Origin of the sequence: Marinicellulosiphila megalodicopiae (assembly GCF_045862395.1) — a bacterium.
In the GTDB taxonomy this organism is placed as follows: domain Bacteria; phylum Pseudomonadota; class Gammaproteobacteria; order Pseudomonadales; family Natronospirillaceae; genus Marinicellulosiphila; species Marinicellulosiphila megalodicopiae.
In genome coordinates this window covers 2,571,555-2,595,555 of record NZ_AP023087.1, presented here as the reverse complement: position 1 = coordinate 2,595,555, position 24,001 = coordinate 2,571,555, and the positions used below count along the sequence as shown (strand labels likewise).

Genomic DNA, 24,001 nt, shown 5'->3' with positions numbered 1-24,001 from the left:
ACATATTGTTGGAATAATTATGAAGGTTGTTTTTTATTTCATAGAACGCTTTAAAGGGATGCTTACTATTGCTTTGGTTTTGGTGAGCTTAACTAGCCATTCTCGCTCACCGGGCATTGAAAATGGTGCACTGATAATCGCTCCTGAAAATGATTTTCAGCATGCGCCATTGTCTGTCTCTCAAAAGCGTTTAAGTTTAGGAACTAAAGAATATATTGGCCAAATTAAGCAGCCAACTTTAGTGGTGTTGATTTCATTTAATAACATTGAAATTTCTACAAGCAGTACTGAGTGGGCAGATCGTATTTTTAATAATGAATATTCGGTTAAATCGTTTTTCCAAACCAATTCAAATGAAGGGTTTATTGTTACTCCGGCTACCCAATCAGGTGTGATTAACGTATCTGTAGACATCGATCATCCTGATTTCGGATCAGACTATTCCTTTAGCTCAAAACTGGCTAACAAAGCGTTAGAGCAGGTGGGTAAGCAGATAGATTTATCTCAATTTGATACCAATTTAAATCAACAAATAGAAGTGCGTGAATTAGCATTTGTATTGGTTGCTGCTGGTTATGAAAAGTCATTTGGCGGTGATAATGCTTCGCACCCCAATGTTTGGGGGCATCAATCATCCAGTTATTTGTTTTCAGGTAAATACCGGGCGGCAGGATACGTGTTATTTGGTGAAAAACATGGGTCCAAGCAAGCATCAATAGGGATTATTTGCCATGAGTTAGGACATCTGTATTTTAATTTGCCTGATTTATATGATCGCGATGGATCATCAGCAGGTGCAGGAAATTGGGGGGTTATGAGTTATGGAACATGGGGCTCTTCTGGTAATCAACTTGGTGATCGACCAGTAAATATGCTCGCTTGGAGTCGCAACCAAATTGGATTTGTAGAATTGTCTGAGCCAAAAGAAGGCGTTGAAATTACACATGATCGCCCAGTTAAAGTCACAACAGAAAATGAAGATGAGTATTTTATTGTTGAATATCGAGAACAATCGGGTTTTGATCAAAGTTTATCGGGCTCAGGAATATTAATCACCCATATTGATGAGCGAGTTTCAAGTATTAATGACAATGAACATCATAAATTATTAGACATTGAAGAGGCTGATGGCGATCAAGGATTGGATTTATTTAGAAATTATGGCAGCGCGTCGGATCTTTTTGCCACCAATCACTCACAGTGGAGTTTTACAGAAGATACCACACCTAATAGCGATAGTTATTCTAAAGGTCCATCTTCGGTTTCTATTATGTTTTCAACCATAGATGAAAGTACGAATTCAGTAGGCATTACCTTTTTTGAGGATGCGCCTGTTGCGCAATCTCCACTTCATGTCGGGGATATGAATATGATATGGTTAAGCGCTTTAGTATTGATGATGTTTTATGGCCTTGTTTTCAAAAAAATCAGAAAAAGATTCGCAGTCCAAAACCTATCCAAAGGATGCCGATCTCTCACAAATCGAAATAAACAATAAAATTGGGTTTGTTTCTAATCTAAATAGACAATCCTTTTCAAAGTGGATTCACACTTATGCGATAGAAATTACTATTGCAATAGTTGGATCCCTTATTTTATTAATACCTAGCTTAACTTTATCCCTACAATTTGATCGAAATTTAGTATCACAGCATCATTATTGGTTGTTAATTACAGGGCAATGGACGCACTTTGGTTGGACGCACTGGGTATTAGATTTTATTGCCATTATCATCGCAGCAATGCTGTCTCCAATAGGATTAAATAAACAAGGCATGATTCAGTTATGGCTGAGTTTTATTGTGGTTGGAATTGGAATTTGGATAATGGGGGACAGTACTTATTATCGAGGTATTTCTGGTGTGGTTTATGGGTGGATTGTACTTGCGGCATTGCGTTGTGTGTATTTTGATACCCTTCATAAAGTGATATTTATTTCTTTAGCTGTTTTAAAAGTGGCATCAGATGTTATGGGGTGGGATCTTTTTGGTATTCCTGGTCAAATTGGTGCCAAAGTATCAGTTGCTGCCCATGTATTTGGTTTAATATCAGTATTATTAATTATCCCTTTTCAATACAAATCAATGAACCGAAATATTTCAAATAATAAAACTTAATGGCTATGTTTTAAATTGTTGTGGCAGGATGCAAAATCATAATGCTGATCTAAGCTGAGATTTATACACCCACAATGACATAACCTATGAATCCACAGCATTTTCAAAACATACTTAAGCAGGTAAGCAAGCTCGATCCTGTTCAAAAACAAACTCTAACCACCACTTTAGCCGCACATGAAAATCCCATTCTTACGCGGCTGTCCAAAGAAGTAATTACCCACTCAAAATGCATTCATTGTCAAAGTAACCGCTTGCGAAAATACGGTTTTAGTAATGGCAGGCAACGATTTTTTTGCAACGAATGTCGCAAAAGTTTTGTGTGCACTCGAGGCAGCGCTTATTTTTATCAGCACAAACCTGAGCTTTGGCAAAAATACTTAGAGCACATGCTTGACCAAGATAGCATTCGGCGTTGCGCAAAAGATTTGAATATTTGTGTAACTACCTCTTTTAATTGGCGTCATCGTTTTATGAATGCTACTCAAAACACCTATGAATCAAGGCTTGAAGGTATTATTGAAGCAGATGAAACGTATTTTCGAGAATCTAAAAAAGGCGAGCGAAACTTAAACCGACCTGCAAGACAACGAGGATCTAAAGCATCCACTGCCGGTATTAATCAGCACGATTGGGTGGCAGTGTTAACCGCTAAAGATCGAAATCATCATGAATTTGATCAAATATTAACTCACGTAAATGGCGCTGAAATCAATCAATGCTTAGGCTGCAAAATTGCCGATGAATCTGTTTTATGTACCGATGGACAGCCGGCTTATAATCAAATTTGCAAAGAACATCATTTGCATCATGTGGTGATAACCAACAATCAAACACAGCAAAGTTTGTATCATATTCAAAATATCAATAATTATCACAGTCAGTTAAAGCGTTGGTATTTGAAGATGCATGGAGTGGCCAGTAAGTATTTGGCGAAGTATTTGGGTTGGTTTAGAATGCTGGACTGGCACAAATATCAGACCTTTTCTAGCGACATTAAGAGCGAAAGCGAAAAACTGTTTGAATTCAAACTGTTACAGGTGCAGCAACATAAATTTGAAACATAGCCAACTTAATGGCTATGTTTTAATCTTAAAAAACTTGAATCTTAAGGGTGTTTGAATTGGTTTGATTGTTGTGGTATTGGTTGGTGGTGAAGGTTGGTGGTTAAGGTCACGTTGAATAATTCAATTAAATTAAAAATCATTTTCAAATAGACGAGAAATAAAAATGAAAAATTTTATATTAGGTTTACTTGCAAGTTTTACAGTCATTTCTTGTGCACAAGCGGATGTGGAAATTAACGAAGATGTGAAAATATTTGATGTGCGAACAACCAGTGAATGGCAGACAGGGCATTTAGAAAGTGCCACGCATTTATCTATGGAATTGTTGCCTACAAATATTGAATTACTGGTTCCTGACAAGTCTCAACAAGTTGTTTTATATTGTCGAAGCGGTAATCGAGCAGGGCAGATGATGTCAGTTATGCAAAAACTGGGCTATACAAATGTCATTAATGTAGGAAGCGTAAGAGATGCGTCTAAATTATTAAAAGACAATGTCATAGTTGGAAAATAAACTATATAAATATTTCTAATTCGGGAATTGAAGCACAGGCTAAAAAAATAGCCTTTGTGACTTCTGCCTATTGCAATCAATCTAAAATTCACCAGAATACTACGCCTCCTTTGAACTTCTCCCCTTTTAAAAAGTAGTATTTATGGCTATCGTTTTATCTCCAGTTCGTGAAAAAATCATGTTGTATGCATTAATGGCATTGCAATTTACAGTCATCGTGGATTTTATGATCATGATGCCTTTGTCTGCACAGCTTCTCGATGCATTTAATATTGGTACGACTGAATTTGGGCTATTAGTTTCAGCCTATTCTTTATCAGCATGTGTCAGTTCATTATTAGCATCCGGGTACTCAGATCGATTTGATCGTAAATACGCATTAGTGGCCTGTTATATTGGTTTAATTATCGCAACATTTGGATGCGCGATTTCAGATAGTTATAACTGGTTATTAATTTCAAGAGTAGTTGCTGGTTTTTTTGGTGGCATAGTGGGCTCGTTGGTATTAGCCACTATTGGTGATGTTATCGAGCCTAGGCGTCGCGGATATGCGATGGGAATCGTGATGTTAGCATTTTCATTGGCTGCTATTTTTGGTGTGCCATTAGGTTTGTGGATTTCAGCACATTATCATTGGCAAACCCCGTTTTTAGTATTAACGGTGGCGTGTATTTTTATTTTAGCAATTTGCTGGTTTTGTTTGCCAAATGTACGTGAGCATTTAGATCAGCCAAAACAATCTATGGTCCAAAGTTACATGGGGCTGTTGTCAGTACCTAATCATTGGTGGGGTTTTTTAACCACCATGTTGGTGATGTTTGGTGGGTTTTTAGTGATTCCTTATATTGCGCCAACGCTGGTTGCAAACGGTGGCATGTTAGAAAAAGACTTAACGTTTGTGTATCTTGTTGGAGGAGCAGTAACATTAGTGTCGCGTCCTTATATAGCAAAATTAACCGATAAATTTCGCCACGCAAATGTGTTTTTAGTTTTAGTTATTGTCAGTTTTATTCCAATAATGTTGATGTCATTTTCATTGAATATTCCACTTTATGGTCATTTGTTAATTTCAGCTTTGTTTTTTATATTTGTAAGTGGGCGGTTTATTCCAACATCGGCTATGGTAACTGCCAGTTGCGAACCAAAATTTCGTGGGCGTGTGATGGCATTTAATTCAGCGATGCAAAATTTAGGATCAGGTTTGGCTGCGTTTGTAGGAGGCATGATTCTAATTAAGGCCGATTCAGGAGAAATTTTAAATTACCCTTGGGTGGGAGCTTTAAGTATTGTAGTGGGGTTGATTTCAATTGTGATAGCTAGAAAAATTAAACCAGTGAGCTAATTTAAGATTTAATGGCAGGTAAATTATTTGGTAATTTAAGGTGAATTGTTTTAAATTCAACTTAATGATAATAATAAGAACCTGCTCATGTGTAAATTTTTGTTTATTTTAATTAGTTTTACCTATGTTATCGGTGCTCAGGCCACTCAATTAGACGACTCACTTTGTCTAGAATCCAAAAATACTCAAAAAAACGACAGTAACACTTTTAGTGTTGCTGCCCGTTATTCGCCACCTTTTATAGATCAAACCGAAGGTCCTATTGTGGATTATCAAGGGTTATCTTGGGAGTTATGGACTCACATAAAAAAACGTCTTCAACAAAATCATCCGTCTTTGAATATTGTCATTAAGTGCCTCGCATTCGAAGATGGTGTCTTAGCATTAGAAAGTGGCACTATTGATATGGTGATTTCACCTTTAACAATTACGCAACAACGAGAGCAATTATTTGATTTTAGTCATCAATATATGAATTCCAGTTTGGTCTATGCCTATAAAAAACCCGATTCTGAATTTAACTTTACAGCCGCTTATTCGACATTAACTTCATCTTTGAATTTAGATCGTTTTTTAATTTTGGCGGGGATTTTTATTTCATTATGCGCAGGGCTTTTTTATGCAACCTATAAAAATCTTGAAGACTATCAAATAGCAGATTTAAAACAACGTACTTGGTTTGGGCGCTTTATTCATATTGTGGTTAACTCAATTTTAAATACCAGTGGTATTCGAAAAGACGTGTTTGCCTTTACTAAAACTAGTCTCCAGTTTTTTTCAATTGTGATATTGATTTTTGGTATTACGTTATCTGCCAGTTTTTTTAGTATGTTAACAGCAGCATTAACTCAAAGTATTTCTGTAAATAATGACATTAATAAAGAAGATACATTAAATAAAACAATGATCACAATGAAAGGTTCAACCGCGCATAAATTTTTATTACAAACCTGTTTGGATCAAGATAAAAGCAATCAATCTACCCACGAAATACTTGAGAATTGTACAAAGACTCAATCGATGTACTCATCCATTGAATTGGCAGATAACTGGTTAGATGTATTGACCATGTTGGACACAATGCCTAAATCAGTAGTGATTGGTGATTGGGCACAATTACAATATCTGTCACGAAATTATTTTCCAGATAAATTAATCGTGCAAGATATTACTTTAATGTTTGAACCTTATGGGTTTGGATTAAAAAATAATTTAGTTTATCGCGATGAAATTAATCAATATTTAATGGAATACCTTAGACATCCAGCCTGGACTTCGGCTATGGAGAAAAAATTCGGAGAAGGCAGTTTTTAAATTTAACTTCTATGGTCTAACCTCAGTAGACTAACCTCAATGGGCTGTCTTTTTAATTATAAAAAGACAACCATTTACCAAAATCCCCAAACATAAAAACCAAAAGGCCACATAAATATATAACCCCAATCTAAAATACGCATCGTCAGCTTGAGTCGCGATGATACTATTTGCTACCCCGACTATTTCTTGAATACCAATTACTGACACAGTGGCAGAAGCCATAATGATGATAATCAAATAATTTACCCAGCTCACGCATAAATAAGAAATGTCTATTTTTTCTTGATTGGGATTTAGATGACTATTTTTAAAAAGTTGATTAAAAAATAGATCACCACTAAAACCGATTACTGGAATCACTAATGCCATAGACCCTTTAATCCAAGGGCTAATGGAGTACACTTCAATCGTATCGGTCCAAAATGAAACCGTCCCAATTAATGGCCATTGAATAGGAGTGATAATTTCAACAGGTATTAAAAATGCCATATAAAAAATAAGTACGAAACTTGGGACGTTGCGGCAAATATTATTTAAAGTATTTCCTAATTGTGACAAATACACATAACGAGCACTTCTAAGCTTAGCTAAAAAATACCCCAAGAATGTGCCAATACTCATGGCAACAATTGAAATTAATAGATTTAAACTCAGTCCTTTGAATAAATTTGGAGTGTAACTGATCACTGAAAATATTAATTCCATTTCGCTACCCAACTTTTGGTTTGGTTTAATAAAAAGATAATAATTGAAACCAATACATAATAAAAAACAAGTAAAAAGGTCATCATTAATAACCCTTGACCTAATTCAACAATGATTGATTTTGTGACACTGATTATTTCTGCAACGGCAATGGTGCTTGCAATTCCTGATGCTTTAACTATGTTTACCGAATTTGAAACCAAATTGTCGTAGGCTTTTACTATCGTGGTTTTAATATTGCCATCAAATGCTTGTTGCAGCATGACTGCATTACTTGTACCTGCATATAAACTTAAAATAATAATAGCCACCCATAAAGCGTTTAAACTGATGCCAAAGTTACTAGCTAAAATACCGCCAATACCAAAAAACACGATGTATAAATTTAATATTGGTGGGGTCATTCTAAATATGTAAGTTAATCCAGCTACTAACCAACGAATGGGTTTGGGGGATTTTAAAAGTAATAATGAAAATAATAACCCAATCAATAACGATCCAAGAATAGCGCTGATACTTAATAAAAATGTAATTAATGTGCCTTGTATTAATTGTTGCTGACTAAATTGGTCATAAAGAGGAGGGAAATTTAGACCTAAAAATAATATATTATCGTTAGAGGCTTGAGTGATGGGTTGATCATGTCCTTGGCAGTAATATTGATGTCTTCCAGTTTGATCTAATATGCAATCGTTACTGTTCCATTTTATTGCCATTTTTTTTAAAAACGAAGTTTCTGGTAATCCCCATTTTTTTTCAAGTTCGATTAATGTATTTTTTTGATGCCAATTAATGATTAAATTTTGCAATTCAATACCAAGTCTTTGCGTGCGTTCTTCTGGTCTAACTGCCAACACCCAAGGTGTCACCATAATTGTATTTAAAGGCATGGTTAAATTTAATTCAGGTTTTTCCTTTAATATTCTAATTAAAGCGGTGTCATCGTAAATCCAGCCGTCGCATTGAGAATTGATCAGACTTTGAAGGCTTTTTAAATTATCGCTAAATTGTAAAGGACTAAAGTTAAAGCGCTTAATCAAATCGACATTGTAAAAAGCATCTTTTGTTAAACAAATTTTTTGTCCATAAAGTTGATCCCATTGTGTGATGCTATTGGTTAAAATATTAACACCCGATGAATAATAACCGGGTGTAATCATGCCCATTTGATCGCGACGATTTTCGCTGTCGCCCATTGTGGCTAAAATAATATCAATTTCGCCATCTAATAATTTGGCTTGTCGGTTGGATGAATTGACCATAACTAATTTAAGTTGGACATTTAAATGTTCAGCAATCAATTTTGCTAAATCAGGTTCATATCCAATTAATTGATTGTTTATATCGACATAAGACCAAGGATGATAATCATTTTTAACTCCAATAATAACTTCACCGCGACTTTGAATTCGTTCATATCGATCAATATTTGAATAACTATTAAGTGAAGTAAATAAAAAAATGATCGTTAAAAAAACGGGCTTTAACATATTAATTCCCATTGTTTTGTTTTGATGCACACACAAGTAATCCATAGCCGAATTTAGCTGGAATAATGACACATAATAATTTATCCAGTGTACTTAATATTTTACTATTGGTTACCCATTTTTCAGGCAAGATGCTCTCAGCTAGAATAGTTTCAATTTCAAACCCTGCCATGCCTAATTCTGATTTTAAGTCTTGAATGTCATACAAATGATAATTGAACGCAAGCGTGCTGCCTTGATTGTTGCGTACATATTCAATATCCGCTTGTTTTTTAAAAATAAACCGACGTTTAATATTGGGCACAGACAAAATAAGTGGGCCATTTAGACCGTTGCGGATTTGTTTGAGTAATTCAATGCGTTGAATTTTTGTTTTTATATGTCCCAACACCCCATACATTAATAATGCAATATCATAATGACACTCAGAAGGCCATGCAGCTAAACAATGACATCTATGTGCTACCCCGTGCATTTTAACATGTTCATTAAGTTGGGCGATGGCCACATCAGAAATATCAAATGCGAATGCTTGCCAATTGGATTGTTGTAATAAAGGCACAAGATAGCGCCCATTACCGCAACCAAAATCTAAAAAAGAGTGTATAGCATTGTCTTTTGAATCAACTTTTAAATATCGTTGAATAAATTTAAGAACTTTGCTGTTAGCACTAGGGTAGCGTTTTTGATAAAAACCACTTTTGAAATATTCGTTGTAAGTTGATTTTAAAGGTGGATTGGTCACAAATTACTTCTAAATAAATAGGGATTGTCAGTTTAATCGGTTTAAACAGCGTTAATCAAGTGAAGAGGGACGGGAAGGCTGAATTCTGAGGTATTTTTCATAATTACGAAAAAGACTCTGTGCGAGTCTTTCAATATTATGCGGTCAGTCAGTTAACCTATGTATTGAAAAAATGGTCAGTTTAGTAAAGGGTAATGGGCAAACCTTCTTAGGTAGCAGTTGTGTCGTGTTAGGAGTTGAATACTGTAAAAATCATGACGTCAACAGTAATGTTTTTCATGCTGTTGCTGGCCAAGTGGTTTGTTGAATTCGGTGCGTATTACAGAAAATTATGGGTTTAATGATGCCTATAAGACTATGTTAGATGCCTATAAAACTATGTTAGATGCTTATGATATTACTCATTCAATTTCGGTGTCAGGGTGAATGATTTATTAAAATAGTATTTTAGACAGTCTTATTTGCATTGTTTTGGAATCAATAACCCCAAATTTCAAGTTCTACTAATGCACTGTCATCAACTAAATTAAATGGTGGTGCCACAGTGCCATAGTCGGTATTTTCCACTATTATTGCGTATCGCCCTTCTTCGATTTTCGTCCATTCAGATTCATCGGAACTGGCAAGCGGAATAATAGATAGATCTTTATAATACTTAAAAGTAGCACTTGAATATTGGCCGTTTGCTACTTGAGTTTCCCATAAATTATAATTTGAATTATCTAAGAAATAAATTTCTACGCTGGGGCCTGATTTTAATTCAGCTTTAATTTTAAAATCACCGGTTTTTTTAGCATCAAAAACCTGTACCCAATAATGATCTTCATTGATTAATTGAGAGTCGCTTTTCAATAATTGAGCATTTTCATCAAGAAATGAATCATTGCAAGCCAAAAATGTAAGCGAAGGGATTAAAAAAAGTAATGGTTTAATAGTCATGATATGTTCCAAATTTAAGTTTTCTAAGATCCATTCTTAGATTTGTTGGCATCATATATATGTGAATTTAAAATAACAATATTATAAACCCACTCTCGTTTTTTGAATTTGATTTTCTATCAATTTACAAAAGCGCTTTGTGTGAACCATCACAATTGGGTTTACGTTTTGAAAGCCCGCAATTACAGTCGTTAAAACCAAATCCGTCCATTATTTTGTCATAACATTTTTCTATGCGAGAAGTTCGAGTTTTAGATTGTTTAGCACCACTAAAATGCAAATGATATCCACGTTGTCTGCCCGGTGTTAATTTATAAAATGCGGTTTCTAATTCAGGTAACGCTTCAAACATTTCTTTTAATTCATCAATTAATTCGTATTGCACTTTTGGTTTTGGCTCGTCGGTCATACCCGATTTTTCAATTTCGATGGCCTCCAAAATATAGTGTTTAATGATTTTAGAGTCATCAAGTATTTGTTGCACATTCGTGAATTTATAAATTCGTGCCGATTGAGTATGCTCGCCGGCTCGTGATAGTTTTTTATGCTTGTCTTTTAATTGCACCCCTTTAAAAAAACTCAACACACAAAAGTCTTTAAAACCGCCTAATATAAAGCTGTTTTTTTGGTTGACCGTATAACAGGGTTGACGCCATTTGTAGGTTTCTTCTACATCGCATTCAAGCAAAATCTCACGCAATGCTGAAAGCTCATCTGTCCATTTTGTGGAATGTATTAAAAAGTTGTCTACTTCAGGGTGTTTGTGAGTGGTCATAATAATCTGCAATGAATGGGTAATGAATAGATAATAGTGCTTTTTAATGGAATGTTAAAGCTGAGTTTTTTAAGTGTTCTTGCTAGAAATTGTATAGTATTAAACACAAAACAAAGCGAGTGAAATATGCAAAAAATAATCATCACCACAGACAAATCAAAATTGGATATTGATCTGATTCATAATTTTTTAAGTTCGCAAGCAAGATGGTGTTTAGGTATTCCAAAATCCGTAGTACAAACCGCTATTGAAAATAGCATGTGTTTTGCTGCGTTTATAAATGGCCAACAAGTAGGCTTTGCAAGAATGGTCACCGACTACGCCACCTTTGGTAATGTGGTGGATGTATTTGTATTAGAAAATTTTCGAGGGCAGGGGATTTCAGGACAGTTATTAACCGCAATTAACGATCACCCTGACTTGCAAGGCTTAAGGCGTGTGATGCTGCAACGTCTGACAAGCAAGCGATGTATGCGAAGTTTGGGTTTAATCCATTGAATCGTCCTGAAATATTTATGGAGAAGTTTGATCCTTTGGTGTATTCGTAAAAATAAAACAGGGATTATATGTCATCTTCAGTGTATTTTGGCTGGAGATCCAGTTTGGTTAGTGGGTTAACTAGCAAAGTTGCTAAAGGCGCTGGACCTTTAAAGTTTGCTGTGCAAATTTGATGACGTGATCGCGATAGTAAAAGTGGGTGTCACTTTAGAGTGACTTTGGAGGGGGACTGTCACTTTTGAGTGTCCTAAAACCCACATCGATCTAACCCTAAAAAACAATAAAACAAAATCAATAATCAAAAAACTTACGCCCCTCACGCCCCGCCGCATTAGGATTAACCTTATTAGAGTGTTTAATCTCTTTCCAATTATCAACCCGTTTACCAATATTCAAATGCGGAAATACCTCGTCACCTGTAAAAGGCAAGCCCAAAAATTCCAATAACGAGGGCAGACTATTAGGTTGACTAATATCAATACTAAGCAGTGTATTTTTGCCTTCAAAATAAGTCATCACTTCTTGTTCGTGACGTTTATAGCAGCTTGTGAGATGTGTGATATCTAAAGAATTTTCAGCAATATTCAAATCAAAGGTTTGCTCAAAACTGCGCTTCAAAATAGGGTTGATATAATTGGTGCTATTAAAAGCAGGAATCATCTTGGTCAACAACATCTGAATAGACGGTACCCACTGATCAAGACCGCGTTGTAAATAAACAAATTTCGCATCTGGAAATAGTGCATCAAGCTGTTGATAATCGCTAAAACAAGGGCAGTCAGAAATCACATCAGCTAAATGAAATGCGTGTTTGGTGTAAGCAGTATGGGCGACTGTAAAGTGCTCAAGCAATGTCGCGCTGATGCTGGTGGTGCCCGTTCGGGGTAAGCCTATGATGAATAGTTTGGACATGGGTGCTCAAATTGAGGGTGTAATAGGTGATGAAGGTTAATGGGTTCAGATTGTATAAGATTGGCATCAAGTGGTCTATTTGCAGGACAAAATAATAACGGCATACGTTTGGCCGTGGGTTAGCAAATAATCGACTTTAAGCTCAATAACCCGAATTAGAGTGATTATTTTATAGAGTGTCACTTCAAAAGCGAATGCGTAAAAACACTAAAAGCGAATAAACAATTACACTAAAAGCGATAGTAACTATTTATTAATTAACCATTGGTGAATCAAATGGATCAAGTATCCCTCAAGCTTGCACATTCTCTAGCGGTGTTAAAACAACATCAAGACAGTGGGGCAGTCGCACTTCGCTCAAAAATGTTTGAACGCAGCGATCCAGAGCGTTTAAGTAAACACGGTTTTATCAAAGAGGTGATGCGTGGTTGGTATATTGCCAGCAATTCAAATGAGCGCAAGGGTGACAGTACCACTTGGTACAGGTCATTTTGGGTTTTTGTGTTGATTATTTAGATTAACGACTAGAGAAGAATTGGTGTTTGTCTGCTGAGCAATCGGTACAATTGCATGTTGGCGACAAGACCGTTCCAGCGCAATTGTTAATGCGCTCGCCTAAAGGTCGCAACCAACCCACTTTGTATATTCATAATACGTCTGTGCTAGACATTCGTACCACATTACCTAATTTTGAACATTGCATAACCGTTGATAGATTACGTTTGTATACCGTGGCCGCCAGTTTGGTGTTTTGCTCTAGACAATACTTTATTCAACAACCAATTCAGATGAGAACGTTACTTTCCACAGTGCCAGATGCGTCAGAAATACTTCCTGTATTACTTAGTGTTGGGTACATGGCAAGTGCGGCACGTTTGGCGGGCGGGTTTAGAAATATAGGTCGTCCTTTAATCGCCGACCATAACGTTAAAGGGATGAGTGCCGCCGATTACAATATAAAAGAAATAGACCCATTTGAAGACAAATCAACCATACAATTTGGTCGTCGTGAAGTTTCTGTACACGCAAACAGGCTTTCTTTGTTGTGGCAAACTATGCGTAGCAAAGTCATTGAACATTTCCCAGATATACAACCCACAGCAGTGGATGTGCAAGCCTATCTATTAAAGCTTGAAGACAAATTCGTCAGTGACGCTTATCACTCTCTTTTTATTGAAGATTACAAAGTGACTCCTGAATTAATTGAGCGAGTAAAAAAAGGTCAGTGGAATCCTGAACAATCGGATGAACATAAAAAGCACTTAGACGGCATGGCTGTAAAAGGGTATTGGGATGCATTTGCAAAAGTAAAAAACAGTGTCGAGCAAGTGTTGCAGGGTAAAAATTCAGGAGAAGTATTAGAGGCCGATCACCTAGATTGGTATTTAGCTTTATTTGGCCCCAGCGTGGTCGCAGGTATTGCAAGACAGTCAGATTTAGCAGGCTATCGAACAGGGCCTGTGTTTATCAGACAATCAAAACACACACCGCCAAACAAAGAAGCGCTTCGCGATATGATGCCGACTTTATTTGATTTACTGATGCAAGAAAAAAATGGGCCCGTTCGTATTGTATTAGGCCATTTTATGTTTGTTTACATACACCATATTTCGATGGTAATGGCCGTATGGGCCGATTCATAATGAATTTAATGATGGCGTCTGCCGGACTTGATTGGACAGTAGTGCCTGTTGAGAGGCGAGAGGAGTATATGCAAGCACTTGAATGCGCAAGCGTTGAAGGCGACATCGTGCCTTTTACACGTTTTATCGCTTCTTTAATTTGATATAAAAAAGTTAATGATTTAGATTTGAGTGGATAATGTGGTATGGGTGTCAGTTGTCGTGTTTCTATTGGAAATTTGAATAAAAGTATTTAGTTTCTGGCTGTCTATGTCAAATGTAAGGCGCGACCCCGTTATGTGACTCCGTTATTATTTCTAACCTTTCTTCAGCCAAGGCTTCCTTTATTTTGAATTGTTCTAAATGGATTAGGGAAATACGAAACGTTTAACTGCGTTAAATTTGTTACAATGGCCTAAAAGTAATTAGCATTCAATATAGAGGACTTATGACAACCAAAGAATTCAACGAACGTGATACCAGCGATGCTGTATATTCAGCATACACCGAAGAAGACTTCTCAAAATTAGAACGGTTGTTAAAAGAAGGATTTGATATCAATCACAAGAGTGTATTTGAAACCATTGAGTACTGCGATTTTCAAATATCCTCAATGGAAAAATTAATTAACCTTGGGCTGGATGTCAATAAAAAAGTAAGTTTTGACAGCCGACCTTATTGGTTTGGGTTTATTGATGACATTGATGGTGATATCGAACTACTGAGAAAAATCCTTAACCTCAAAGGGCTGGATATAAATAGCACATCAAAAAGTGGCACCACCATTATTAATAGTTTAATCAGTGAGGCTCGGTATCTTGATAATTCTGATGATTTTTCATTAGAATTTATTAAAATATTAATAGACAAAGGGTTTGATATACACAAAAAACTCAAAAACAATAAATCGTTACTTCACCCTCTTATTATATTCCCAAAAGCCGCCACATTACTCGTAAGCCAAGGTCTTAACATTAATGACAGCACTTCAAGGTCAATCACACCTTTAATGTATTTCTTACAAGAATGTTATAACAGTGATACAAGCCTTGAAACCGTTCAACGATACATCGAATTAGGGGCAGATATTCACCTTGAAGTTAACGACGACACATCTGAAAGAAACGGATGGACAGCCCTACACTTTGCAATTTTGGCTAAGTCTTCAAGTATTGTTGAGTATCTATTATCTATTGATGCAAAATCGGACCAAGTATTTAAAAACGGGACAACCACACTTGATGTTGCCTTAAAATATCAAAACGAAGATATTATTGATTTATTTTATGATGAGAGTCAGTCAGACATATTATCATCTGCCACAAAAAAATCGTTTATCAATACATTTATGCTAAATCAAGATTATAACCAAGTGATTGAATGGTTTTTTAAAATACCAGATAAAGATTTAGAATGGGAAACGATGCATCATTTGTCTTTTGCATATCGAAAAACAGGAGATATTGCTAATCAAATAAAATTTGGGCTAGAGGCTATTGAGCGCTTTGGTGCTAATAATTTCCTGATTGATAACATGGTATTTATTTACGTACTTTCACAAAAATATACTGAAGCCATAACCTTTTTTGAACTACACAAACCAAACTTTAACCCAACAAGTGACCCTGCGGCGAATACCATTGCGCATATTGTGATTGCATACGATCAGTTAGGACTACAACAACAAGGCATTAATCAATTAAAAGATTTGATTGAAGATGCTAAAGATACAAGAGAAAGCAAACCTGGGTTAATGTTTTTCAATGTAGCATGTTTATATGCCGCCATTAACGATGTCGATAACACTATTTCACTTAGCGCTCTTGCCATTGGGAAAGGTTATATAAAAGCAGATTTTGATGACCCATGTTTTAAAGATATTAGAACCTCAGAAAAATTTCAAACGCTTCTTGAGTTTGCAGAAGAAAACGTCGTTTATAAATACATGACAAAAGGCCATGAGAGCATTACGTTTTACTCACGATCCAACGATGAATTTGAACAGATTAAATTTGATGGTACAAAACACGAATCAACTGAGCTGTCTTTTAGTGACTTAGGCCATTTAATCATCTGTTTGTTTGATATCATTAAACAATACAAAATAGATGGATACATAGAGGCGACCATCGACTTTACAAAAATTTGGTTACCCGTATGGGATGATATTTTTAAAAAAATAGCCGCAAGCACAACAGAGCCACTTGGAGAGTTAAAACTTGAATGGGACTTTGACCATGATGACGGCAGTTTAATTAGGCCGTATTATGCATACTCTGATAATGGCTTTGATCTTGATCACTACGATCATCTCCAATACATTCCCACCAAGGCCATATTTTTTGATGTGATGACTGAAGTTATCAAACTGGATTCATTTAAAGCACTTAATAAACAAAACTGTGTTTACTTAATACAGTCCGAGCATGATTGTGGAAATGAATTTGGTTATGAGGTTAACGCGTAACTTGATAAATGACCCTTAACACAGGCAGGCATGGTTGTGTGGGGTGAGCATTAAGAGTTGTTTGTTAGGTAAGCGTTGAATTGAAGTTGCTGATATGGGATTTAGGTTGGATTAGTATGGGTGTCTGTGTAAGTGAGTGCAAGCTTTGCCTACAGGGAAATTTTTTTGCGTGAAATATTAGAAATATTAGAATGTAATTCAAAATCGATTCGAATCGATCACTTAAAAGTAGATGACAAATAAGAAAAATAAGTTAAATCGCAGCAAGCAGCGAATCTACAAGTCAAGATGGCTTAACTTTAAAATGATCCGCTTTTTGTGTGAATAACCTGTAATATTAGGGTTTTATTCAATTTTTTGATTTGTATAGTTTATTCAAAAGTGGATGTCACTTTTAGATCAATATGGAATTTAGGCTGAATTAATATGGTGGTCTGTGTAAGTATATGTCTGTAAGTATATTTGGTGAAGTTGACTATTGATGACATAATCTAGTTATTTGTAAGTGTCTATGTCAAATTAAATGAACTGCCATCAAAATGTTATAAATTCCCAAATGTTATATTTGAGATATTCTACGTAACATATTAATTTATTAGGATGTATTTTATGTCAAAAAATGATCAATTTAATGCCTCAGCATCAATGCTAGGATATCTTTATCAAATTCGTTATGGGTTGTTACTTTCATTAAAAAAACTAGCAGAAGTCGCTGATCCTGAATTGATAAATATGTCTATTGAGTTGCTTGATGATGTTAGCTTTGATAAAGAAGGTGTGCCAGAAGATTTATTGCAAACCAAATTTCATAGTAAACCAGGTAATTTAACGAATAGCAGTCCTGATATATGGAAGACTATTCGTGTATGGGTAGAAGCTATTAATACTGGTAAAATAGAGCTGGGTAAAGTGGTATTAACACTAGTTACAACTGAGGCCTTACCAAAAAAATCTATTGCAATACAGCTAGGAATGGGGAATGAACGCGATATAGAATCCGCTTTAAAAACGATGTTAGAAATTTCTGAAGGTGAAAATAAAACCAATGCGAAAGGCTATCAAGCATTTAAAACTTTATCAAAGGTACAAAAAAAAGCATTTTTAAACTCTATCTATATGATTGGTGCATCGGATGATTTACTTAGAATTAGAGAGAAAATGAAACCTATAGCAAGACAATCAGTGCCAAATAATGCCGCTGATGCATTCATTAATCATATTGAGGGGCAATGGTTTGCATGGTGTATTGATCTGCTAAGCCAAACTCCTACGGGGGTCATTAATCTAGGCAACCTTCAGGATCTTATCGATTTAATCAGGCCACAATACTTATCTACTAATCTGCCAGCTGAATTTACTGATGCATTGCCAGATATTATTGATGTTGATGGTGATTTAAGGGTTTTTATTCAACAACTGAGGTTGTTTAAAGCTTCAAAAAACATGTTGGAGCTAGCTATTAAAAATTATTACAGAGCATTTGAACAACGAAATAAATGGTCAAAAGACGGGTTACTTAATCCCGGAGAATTAGGCTCATTTGATCAAAAATTAGAAGATAATTGGAAAGAGAAGCAGTCATTCCTTGAACTGTTTGAAATCATAGGTACAGAGCAGGAAAAATTAGTATATTCGGCAAAGCTTTATCAATCTTGTCAGGTTGATGGTATTGAGCCTATTAGACCAGAGTTTATCGAAGGGTATTTATCAAAAGGAAGTTACCATATATTGGCCGATAATTTAAAAATTGGATGGCACCCCGAATATAAACAATTGGTCGCTGCTAATGAGGACGTGGCATAATGAATCTAGCATCAGCGTTTTCATCTGAAGAGCAAAACCTTTTTAACCCAGCTTATGTTGGGACTATTCTTTATCATGCAATACGTGAGTGTCAAACAAAGAACAGTAAAGGTTTGCATTGCTCATTGCCTTACTTATTAGTGCCATTAGCATTATCCAATCGTTATTCTCAAATTCTACCAAAACATATAACAACACCTTTAGCAGGTTGGTTTTCTGATAATGAAGGTACGTTAGTAGGTTTTCCTTCTTCAGTTAATGCATTTATTGATATTACAAATACAGCGTTATATTTTCTACTTAATAACGGTGCAATTATTCTGGAAGCTGACGGGTTTTTAAATATAGTGGATGATCGGTTGGCTAAAAATCCTTCTAAAGTTAAAAACAATTCAGAGTTTAAACACGGATTTCAAAGTGCAGGGTTTTTGGGGCGCTGGTTTTCATGTGCTGGCTCAGCTGAGGTAATTTATTCACAATTAGGAGTAACACCATGACTATGCAAATACTTGCGATTTCATTGTATGGAAAAAATAGAGAGCGTAGAGATATCATACTGGAGCCTGGGAAAGTTAATATAATTACAGGTGCTTCTCAGCGTGGTAAAACATCTCTAATACATATAGTTGAATATTGTTTAGGGGCTAGTGAATGTATGGTTGCTGAAGGGCATATTAGAAAAACAGTGGATTGGTATTCTGTTTTATTACAATTCCCTGATTGCCAAGTTTTTATTGCCAGAGCCGCGCCATTGTCAGGAGTGAAATCCAACTCGTCCGCTTGTTTGTTAACCGAAAAAGAAGTTGTTATCCCAAATAGGTGTGACTTGTCGCAAAATACTAATATGGACAGTGTTGTTAAATTGTTAACTCGAATGGTAGGTGTACCTGAAAATGTAACAGAGGTGCCGCAAGGTCAAACTCGTTCAACGGTTAATCTCAGTTTCAGACACTCACGCTATTATCTCTTTCAAAGTCAAAATGAAATTGCTAATAATGATATTTTATTTCATCAACAAGCGAGAGATAGAGTACCCCAAAATATAAAAGATACATTGCCTTATTTTATTGGTGCGGCTGAAGATGATCGTTTAGCAGAACTTGAGGAATTACGTTTATTGAAGCGAAATAAAGCTCGGTTAGTTAAACAAATAAAAGAAATCGAATCCGTAAAAGGGGATGGGTTACAGAAGGGGTATGAGCTTTTATCAGAAGCTGCCAAGTTAGGTTTATATGAATCAAAGAACCTGATACCGAGCGAAAATATTTTACTTGAAAACTTACGTCGCATAGATGAATGGTCGCCTAGCGATAGTGTTTCCGATGACACAAGTGATCCGCTTGTGATATTAGAAAGAGAAAACCAGTCGTTATTAAACCAACGAAATACCCTTAAAATGCGTATACGTGAAGTGCAAGATTATAGTGAATCGGAATCTGGATTTGAGAAAGCCGTTAATGATCAAAGTTATAGACTCAAGTCTGTAGGATTATTTGAAAAATTTGAATCAAGTTCTAGTCATTGTCCTGCATGCGATAACGTACAAGTTGGTGAATCACGTTTTAGTATGATTATAAATACTGCATTGGAGGATCTTTCATCCAAGCTTGAAGGTATGAATAGAACTAAGCCTCGTATTTCTAAATACATGGCGAAACTTAAGCAGAAACAAAGTGAAATAAACCTCGAAATTAAACGAGTCAAAGGCGCAATTGGTAAAATTCGCGAGCAAGATTATCAGCAAGAACAATTTGTAGATTTGAATATCATGCGAGCAAAATTGGCTGGGAAAGCATCACTGTATATAGATAGCGTGAACTGGAGTGACAATAGCGGTGACCTCGAAAGTGAGTTAAATTTACTTGAGGAAAAAATAGAATGTTTATCTGCGAAATTAGATCCTTCAGCATTAAAGGAAAAATTAGAAGCTCAATTGAGCTGTATCGCTGAAGACATGACAGTATGGGCGAAGGAACTTGGGCTTGGATATAGTGGAAACAGAATTAGGTTGGATGCAACAAAACTTACGGTAATATCCGATACACCTGATGGCCCAGTACCGCTTGAAAAAATGGGGAGTGGTGAAAATTGGATGGGGTATCACGTTGTGACTTATCTAGCTTTAGCCAAATGGTTTATAAAGCGCGCTAGGCCAGTTGGTAGGTTCATATTTTTTGATCAGCCTTCACAAGCATTTTTTCCTGCTGATAAATCAGATTCTGGTGACTTATCTGTAATAGAAAAAGATGAAGACAGAGAAACAGTGAGACAATTATTTAAATGGATATTTAAAGTTGTTGAGGAATTATCTCCAGACCTTCAAATTATTATTACTGACCATGCTGATATTGATGAGACATGGTTCCAAGATGCAGTTCGTGATACTAAGTGGCGCGGGAAAGATGCTCTTATTCCTGCCCATTGGTATGAGTGATATGAAGTTAAAAATAATCAGGTATTCAAAATGAATAAATATAATGAGTTTTCAGCTACATTTACTTTATTGTTACAAGAAGGAGGGTTAGCCCAGGGTACATTAGCAACTGGTTTAACAACGTTAAGAAACGCAGAGCTTCCAGAAAAGTCTAATTTTTATTCTGGTTTTTTTAATACTTCAACATCTTTGGAAAGGATTATGAAGTTAATTGTGATTTCTGATTATATGCTGGATCATTCTTTTGATGCACCTTCAGTAAAAGATTTAAAGTCTTATGGCCATAACTTGGAGGCCCTTTATTTATCGTGTGTTGCTATTGGAAAAAAGCATGATATTTCGCATGTAAATAGATTTAAAAAAGAAACAGTAGAATTAAATATATTAAGTTTTTTTAGCGATTTTGCAAAAGGGTCAAGATATTATAATTTGGATGAACTTAGTGGTAATGGTAATTTAAAAAATGACCCATTAAATCGGTGGGGTAATATTCTTGATAAGATTTACGAAAATGATGTTCCTGTAAAGATAAAAGAAAAGAAAAATTTAGAAGTGAAAATGCATTATAGTATGATTAAAGATAGTGTTAACGCTAATCAAATGGGGATGGATGGTAAGCCAATGACGATCTTCGATTGTATTGATTTCCCCGCAAAGCAGAAGTTGGCAACGCCGTATTTAATGCCGTATATATTTAATATACTAAGACCGTTGGTGAAGATATTGGGAGTATTAACGAAAGAGACATTTTATAGTAAAGGGGGGCCTTACACTCCATTATTAGCAGAGTTTTTTTTGGATTTTGATGGGAGTGAATCTCAAATAAGAAATAAAAAACGTTGGCCTTAATGAACAAAGCACTGCATGGATATCCATATTACTTTGTGTGAATGTTATAAAGATTGTTACTGTAGAATAGGGGGTAGTCTGACGCATACAATAAGACTAACCCTGGCATAGACTTTGTATTTTGTTATTCGATCAAGGCTGGTATTTTAAATGCTGGCCTTTTTTGTGCCTCAATGAAATAGATTCTCTGAATCAATTTCCCTGAAAAACGAAGACACAAATTAAGCAGAAAACTGATTTAAAATAATGGATAGAAAACACACTGGATCCCCGAGAAAAAACACCTCGAGAATGACGGAAATAAAGAATTAAAAGTAAAAACAAAAAAGCCGAATTAAAGAAATTTAATTCGGCTTTTTATTTGAATCAATAATGAGACAAGAGAATATTAATCGCCTCAAGCCTCAAGCCTCAAGCCTCAAGCCTCAAGCCTTCTCTTATTACAACAACGCCAACACATCATCATGATGAGTTTTGGTCTTAACCTTCTCCATAATATGCTCAAGCTTACCTTCTTCATCGATGATAAACGTCAAACGATGGATGCCATCATATTCACGACCCATAAATTTCTTAAGTGCCCACACGCCATACTTGTCTGCAATTGAGTGGTCTTCGTCTGACAATAAATCAAAATTCAAATCGTGTTTTTCGATGAATTTAACCAAACGCTCTGGCGTGTCTGGGCTCATGCCAAATACTGCTGGGTTTTTTGCAGCAAACGCATCTTTAGCTGACGTAATACCACAAGCTTGAGTGGTGCAACCCGGTGTCATGGCTTTTGGGTAAAAATACAATACTACTTTTTTGCCTTTAAAATCACTTAATTTTACTGTTTCGCTTTGTTGATTTAATGCTGTAAACGCAGGGTTATTTTGCCAATAGAGGGTGATTTCAAGCTCATTGGTTTTCACCTATTTATTCTGACCTCTTGAATCTGTTTCAATTTATTCAGAAGTACATATATAATTTGATGACCATCAATAACTTAACCAACTTTAGAGTTAATCAAATGAATAGAATAATAAAAATATTTAGTATCGCTTTTACTATGGCGACATTAGGCTTGCAAGCAAATGCGACTTCAATTCCACCAGCAAACGCACTTGAAATTGGAGGCGATTTTACAAAAGTCGCGATCGACGGTAAAAACTGGACTGTTTACTATGGTGCTAACGGGACCTTTGTAACGCTTTCTGGTACTGGCAAGTCCCCCATGCAATGTGAGCCAAATACATTTGGAATTGATCCTGTGCCAAATGTCCCTAAAAAATGCTTTGTTTCGGGTACTGATATACGTGTCATCCCATCCCGCGCAAAAGATTTTGGCACCTTTACTCCACCTGGTAATGGTATGGTTATGTATGGGGTTCACAATAAGTTCCTAACTAAAAACGTAACTGGCGGTGCTGCTTTTTCCTGTGCTCCAGCTACTTTCGGTTCAGACCCTGCTCCTAATATTCCTAAAAACTGTTTCTTTTTTCCACAGTGCCAAGTCAATTCTCCCGATAATGGGAAGAACCTTGGATGGGGTGAATACCAAACACAGATTCAAACATTCACTCAATGTTTAGACCCTGAACGAAAAATTACTCCAAGTAATTACACTTATACTTTTGACTTTGCTGCTAATAGCCCGTTTGAATTTCCTGGAAGTAGTCCAACTTGGTATGTAACAGGACCGCAAAGCGATCAAGTTGGGTATATGGATCTTTACACATATAAAGTTGTAGATACTAAAATAGTCAAAATAAAACCACCAGTAAAAGTGTTAAACAACCCTGAGCTTGGCCAATACATTAATATGACGGTTGAAAGCTCTGGTTTTGCGCCTGCTGATGTTTCATTTTTCGTAGGACCTACTTGTTCGGTGCCAAATCCACAAAACTTTACTAATAGCGCAATGGCAGAAACAGAAGTTATTTGTGGTCAAACAACACTGCCTAGTAATTTTCAGGCGACAGTTGAATTTAGTTTCGCCACGGGAAAACTTATCCCACTTATCATAAAACCCAATAATGAAGGGAAAATTTACATACCCGCTGGGAAAAGAGTAAATGGTGATATCTACATTGGTGAGCAAAAGATAGATAGAATTTTAACTGGCAAACAAACAGGTACAATTCGAGCTACCGGACTGCCAGATATCCAATATAGTTTCGATGTAAACTAGTAAAATACCACTTCGTCCCTGCACTGTGTTGTGGGGCACCTTTTTATTCGCTGCTTTAAGAACTTACTCTGACACACAATAAGCCTAAACCCCTTATGTTAACTGGCTAAGAGTTTGTATTTTGTTATTCGATAAAGGCTAGTACTACAGTACTGGCCTTTTTTATGCCTCAAAGAAATGGATTCTCTGAATCAATTCCAATGAACCAATGCCCCTAAAAAACACAGGCAAA

23 protein-coding genes are annotated in these 24,001 nt (G+C 35.9%); 16 read left to right on the top strand and 7 right to left on the bottom strand.

Annotated features, from left to right (window positions below; genetic code table 11):
• The first annotated feature begins 19 nt into the window (after positions 1-19).
• From TYM08_RS11125 to TYM08_RS11100, 6 genes are all read left to right on the top strand, one after another.
• The gene (locus tag TYM08_RS11125) at positions 20-1,498 is read left to right on the top strand and encodes a M6 family metalloprotease domain-containing protein (RefSeq protein WP_422379220.1); all 1,479 of its coding nucleotides are present in this window, start codon (positions 20-22) and stop codon (positions 1,496-1,498) included.
• Positions 1,407-2,117 (top strand): rhombosortase, encoded by a 711-nt coding sequence (gene rrtA, locus TYM08_RS11120; RefSeq protein ID WP_422379219.1) that lies wholly within the window; start codon positions 1,407-1,409, stop codon positions 2,115-2,117. The genes TYM08_RS11125 and rrtA overlap by 92 nt, the downstream gene beginning before the upstream one ends.
• An 86-nt stretch (positions 2,118-2,203) precedes the next feature.
• Positions 2,204-3,184, top strand: coding sequence for an IS1595 family transposase (locus tag TYM08_RS11115; RefSeq protein ID WP_422379218.1), 981 nt, complete (start codon positions 2,204-2,206; stop codon positions 3,182-3,184).
• Between the two features lie 163 nt (positions 3,185-3,347).
• On the top strand, positions 3,348-3,698 hold the full coding sequence (locus TYM08_RS11110; protein ID WP_422379217.1) for a rhodanese-like domain-containing protein: 351 nt from the start codon (positions 3,348-3,350) through the stop codon (positions 3,696-3,698).
• Between the two features lie 142 nt (positions 3,699-3,840).
• Positions 3,841-5,040 (top strand): MFS transporter, encoded by a 1,200-nt coding sequence (locus TYM08_RS11105; protein WP_422379216.1) that lies wholly within the window; start codon positions 3,841-3,843, stop codon positions 5,038-5,040.
• Positions 5,041-5,127: 87 nt separating this feature from the next.
• Positions 5,128-6,354 carry a substrate-binding periplasmic protein gene (locus TYM08_RS11100; RefSeq protein WP_422379215.1) on the top strand — a complete coding sequence of 409 codons (1,227 nt, stop codon included), beginning with the start codon at positions 5,128-5,130 and terminating at the stop codon, positions 6,352-6,354.
• A gap of 36 nt (positions 6,355-6,390) precedes the next feature.
• Here the strand turns inward: TYM08_RS11100 and TYM08_RS11095 are convergent, their stop codons facing one another.
• The 5 genes from TYM08_RS11095 to TYM08_RS11075 all read right to left on the bottom strand — a co-directional run bounded on the left by TYM08_RS11095 (position 6,391) and on the right by TYM08_RS11075 (position 11,011).
• On the bottom strand, positions 6,391-7,062 hold the full coding sequence (locus TYM08_RS11095; protein ID WP_422379214.1) for a hypothetical protein: 672 nt from the start codon (positions 7,060-7,062) through the stop codon (positions 6,391-6,393).
• Entirely contained in the window at positions 7,053-8,552 is a 1,500-nt protein-coding gene (locus tag TYM08_RS11090) for an ABC transporter permease subunit (protein WP_422379213.1), read from the bottom strand. Before TYM08_RS11090 ends, TYM08_RS11095 begins: the two co-directional genes overlap by 10 nt.
• 1 nt (position 8,553) lies before the next feature.
• Positions 8,554-9,297 carry a class I SAM-dependent methyltransferase gene (locus TYM08_RS11085; RefSeq protein WP_422379212.1) on the bottom strand — a complete coding sequence of 248 codons (744 nt, stop codon included), beginning with the start codon at positions 9,295-9,297 and terminating at the stop codon, positions 8,554-8,556.
• A 477-nt stretch (positions 9,298-9,774) separates the two neighbouring features.
• Complete coding sequence (locus tag TYM08_RS11080; RefSeq protein ID WP_422379211.1) at positions 9,775-10,236, bottom strand: hypothetical protein; 462 nt, start codon at positions 10,234-10,236, stop codon at positions 9,775-9,777.
• A 124-nt stretch (positions 10,237-10,360) separates the two neighbouring features.
• The gene (locus TYM08_RS11075) at positions 10,361-11,011 is read right to left on the bottom strand and encodes a DUF1801 domain-containing protein (RefSeq protein ID WP_422379210.1); all 651 of its coding nucleotides are present in this window, start codon (positions 11,009-11,011) and stop codon (positions 10,361-10,363) included.
• A gap of 126 nt (positions 11,012-11,137) precedes the next feature.
• On the opposite strand from TYM08_RS11075, the gene TYM08_RS11070 reads away from it, so the two are divergent.
• Entirely contained in the window at positions 11,138-11,509 is a 372-nt protein-coding gene (locus TYM08_RS11070; protein WP_422379209.1) for a GNAT family N-acetyltransferase, read from the top strand.
• A 291-nt stretch (positions 11,510-11,800) separates the two neighbouring features.
• On the opposite strand, the gene TYM08_RS11065 is transcribed toward TYM08_RS11070, so the two are convergent.
• Positions 11,801-12,421 (bottom strand): sulfotransferase, encoded by a 621-nt coding sequence (locus tag TYM08_RS11065; RefSeq protein WP_422379208.1) that lies wholly within the window; start codon positions 12,419-12,421, stop codon positions 11,801-11,803.
• Positions 12,422-12,697: 276 nt separating this feature from the next.
• Here TYM08_RS11065 and TYM08_RS11060 point away from each other — a divergent pair, with 276 nt between their 5' ends.
• From TYM08_RS11060 to TYM08_RS11025, 8 genes are all read left to right on the top strand, one after another.
• Positions 12,698-12,937, top strand: a complete 240-nt coding sequence (locus tag TYM08_RS11060; protein ID WP_422379207.1) for a hypothetical protein — start codon at positions 12,698-12,700, stop codon at positions 12,935-12,937.
• 26 nt (positions 12,938-12,963) lie between these two features.
• Positions 12,964-14,064 carry a hypothetical protein gene (locus TYM08_RS11055; RefSeq protein ID WP_422379206.1) on the top strand — a complete coding sequence of 367 codons (1,101 nt, stop codon included), beginning with the start codon at positions 12,964-12,966 and terminating at the stop codon, positions 14,062-14,064.
• On the top strand, positions 14,049-14,207 hold the full coding sequence (locus tag TYM08_RS11050) for a hypothetical protein (protein WP_422379205.1): 159 nt from the start codon (positions 14,049-14,051) through the stop codon (positions 14,205-14,207). The genes TYM08_RS11055 and TYM08_RS11050 overlap by 16 nt, the downstream gene beginning before the upstream one ends.
• A 284-nt stretch (positions 14,208-14,491) precedes the next feature.
• On the top strand, positions 14,492-16,510 hold the full coding sequence (locus TYM08_RS11045; protein WP_422379204.1) for an ankyrin repeat domain-containing protein: 2,019 nt from the start codon (positions 14,492-14,494) through the stop codon (positions 16,508-16,510).
• Positions 16,511-17,119: 609 nt separating this feature from the next.
• Positions 17,120-18,313 (top strand): ABC-three component system protein, encoded by a 1,194-nt coding sequence (locus TYM08_RS11040; RefSeq protein ID WP_422379203.1) that lies wholly within the window; start codon positions 17,120-17,122, stop codon positions 18,311-18,313.
• Entirely contained in the window at positions 18,313-18,810 is a 498-nt protein-coding gene (locus TYM08_RS11035; RefSeq protein ID WP_422379202.1) for a three component ABC system middle component, read from the top strand. The genes TYM08_RS11040 and TYM08_RS11035 overlap by 1 nt, the downstream gene beginning before the upstream one ends.
• Positions 18,807-20,747 (top strand): DUF3732 domain-containing protein, encoded by a 1,941-nt coding sequence (locus tag TYM08_RS11030; protein WP_422379201.1) that lies wholly within the window; start codon positions 18,807-18,809, stop codon positions 20,745-20,747. Before TYM08_RS11035 ends, TYM08_RS11030 begins: the two co-directional genes overlap by 4 nt.
• 30 nt (positions 20,748-20,777) lie before the next feature.
• Positions 20,778-21,596, top strand: a complete 819-nt coding sequence (locus tag TYM08_RS11025; RefSeq protein ID WP_422379200.1) for a hypothetical protein — start codon at positions 20,778-20,780, stop codon at positions 21,594-21,596.
• A 440-nt stretch (positions 21,597-22,036) separates the two neighbouring features.
• Here the strand turns inward: TYM08_RS11025 and bcp are convergent, their stop codons facing one another.
• Positions 22,037-22,510 carry a thioredoxin-dependent thiol peroxidase gene (gene bcp / locus TYM08_RS11020; RefSeq protein WP_422379199.1) on the bottom strand — a complete coding sequence of 158 codons (474 nt, stop codon included), beginning with the start codon at positions 22,508-22,510 and terminating at the stop codon, positions 22,037-22,039.
• Positions 22,511-22,608: 98 nt separating this feature from the next.
• Here bcp and TYM08_RS11015 point away from each other — a divergent pair, with 98 nt between their 5' ends.
• The gene (locus TYM08_RS11015; RefSeq protein WP_422379198.1) at positions 22,609-23,769 is read left to right on the top strand and encodes a hypothetical protein; all 1,161 of its coding nucleotides are present in this window, start codon (positions 22,609-22,611) and stop codon (positions 23,767-23,769) included.
• Positions 23,770-24,001: the final 232 nt, after the last annotated feature.

What these genes read in the sequence shown, in the direction of transcription:
- TYM08_RS11100 (WP_422379215.1), top strand. Translation starts at nt 5,128, where the DNA reads ATGTGTAAATTTTTGTTTATTTTAATTAGTTTTACCTATGTTATCGGT.
- TYM08_RS11115 (WP_422379218.1), top strand. Translation starts at nt 2,204, where the DNA reads ATGAATCCACAGCATTTTCAAAACATACTTAAGCAGGTAAGCAAGCTC.
- TYM08_RS11105 (WP_422379216.1), top strand. Translation starts at nt 3,841, where the DNA reads ATGGCTATCGTTTTATCTCCAGTTCGTGAAAAAATCATGTTGTATGCA.
- TYM08_RS11040 (WP_422379203.1), top strand. Translation starts at nt 17,120, where the DNA reads ATGTCAAAAAATGATCAATTTAATGCCTCAGCATCAATGCTAGGATAT.
- TYM08_RS11075 (WP_422379210.1), bottom strand. Translation starts at nt 11,011, where the DNA reads ATGACCACTCACAAACACCCTGAAGTAGACAACTTTTTAATACATTCC.
- TYM08_RS11035 (WP_422379202.1), top strand. Translation starts at nt 18,313, where the DNA reads ATGAATCTAGCATCAGCGTTTTCATCTGAAGAGCAAAACCTTTTTAAC.
- TYM08_RS11080 (WP_422379211.1), bottom strand. Translation starts at nt 10,236, where the DNA reads ATGACTATTAAACCATTACTTTTTTTAATCCCTTCGCTTACATTTTTG.
- TYM08_RS11045 (WP_422379204.1), top strand. Translation starts at nt 14,492, where the DNA reads ATGACAACCAAAGAATTCAACGAACGTGATACCAGCGATGCTGTATAT.
- TYM08_RS11065 (WP_422379208.1), bottom strand. Translation starts at nt 12,421, where the DNA reads ATGTCCAAACTATTCATCATAGGCTTACCCCGAACGGGCACCACCAGC.
- TYM08_RS11110 (WP_422379217.1), top strand. Translation starts at nt 3,348, where the DNA reads ATGAAAAATTTTATATTAGGTTTACTTGCAAGTTTTACAGTCATTTCT.
- TYM08_RS11030 (WP_422379201.1), top strand. Translation starts at nt 18,807, where the DNA reads ATGACTATGCAAATACTTGCGATTTCATTGTATGGAAAAAATAGAGAG.
- TYM08_RS11095 (WP_422379214.1), bottom strand. Translation starts at nt 7,062, where the DNA reads ATGGAATTAATATTTTCAGTGATCAGTTACACTCCAAATTTATTCAAA.
- TYM08_RS11015 (WP_422379198.1), top strand. Translation starts at nt 22,609, where the DNA reads ATGAATAGAATAATAAAAATATTTAGTATCGCTTTTACTATGGCGACA.
- TYM08_RS11025 (WP_422379200.1), top strand. Translation starts at nt 20,778, where the DNA reads ATGAATAAATATAATGAGTTTTCAGCTACATTTACTTTATTGTTACAA.
- rrtA (WP_422379219.1), top strand. Translation starts at nt 1,407, where the DNA reads ATGGCCTTGTTTTCAAAAAAATCAGAAAAAGATTCGCAGTCCAAAACC.
- TYM08_RS11090 (WP_422379213.1), bottom strand. Translation starts at nt 8,552, where the DNA reads ATGTTAAAGCCCGTTTTTTTAACGATCATTTTTTTATTTACTTCACTT.
- TYM08_RS11125 (WP_422379220.1), top strand. Translation starts at nt 20, where the DNA reads ATGAAGGTTGTTTTTTATTTCATAGAACGCTTTAAAGGGATGCTTACT.
- TYM08_RS11060 (WP_422379207.1), top strand. Translation starts at nt 12,698, where the DNA reads ATGGATCAAGTATCCCTCAAGCTTGCACATTCTCTAGCGGTGTTAAAA.
- TYM08_RS11070 (WP_422379209.1), top strand. Translation starts at nt 11,138, where the DNA reads ATGCAAAAAATAATCATCACCACAGACAAATCAAAATTGGATATTGAT.
- TYM08_RS11050 (WP_422379205.1), top strand. Translation starts at nt 14,049, where the DNA reads ATGGGCCGATTCATAATGAATTTAATGATGGCGTCTGCCGGACTTGAT.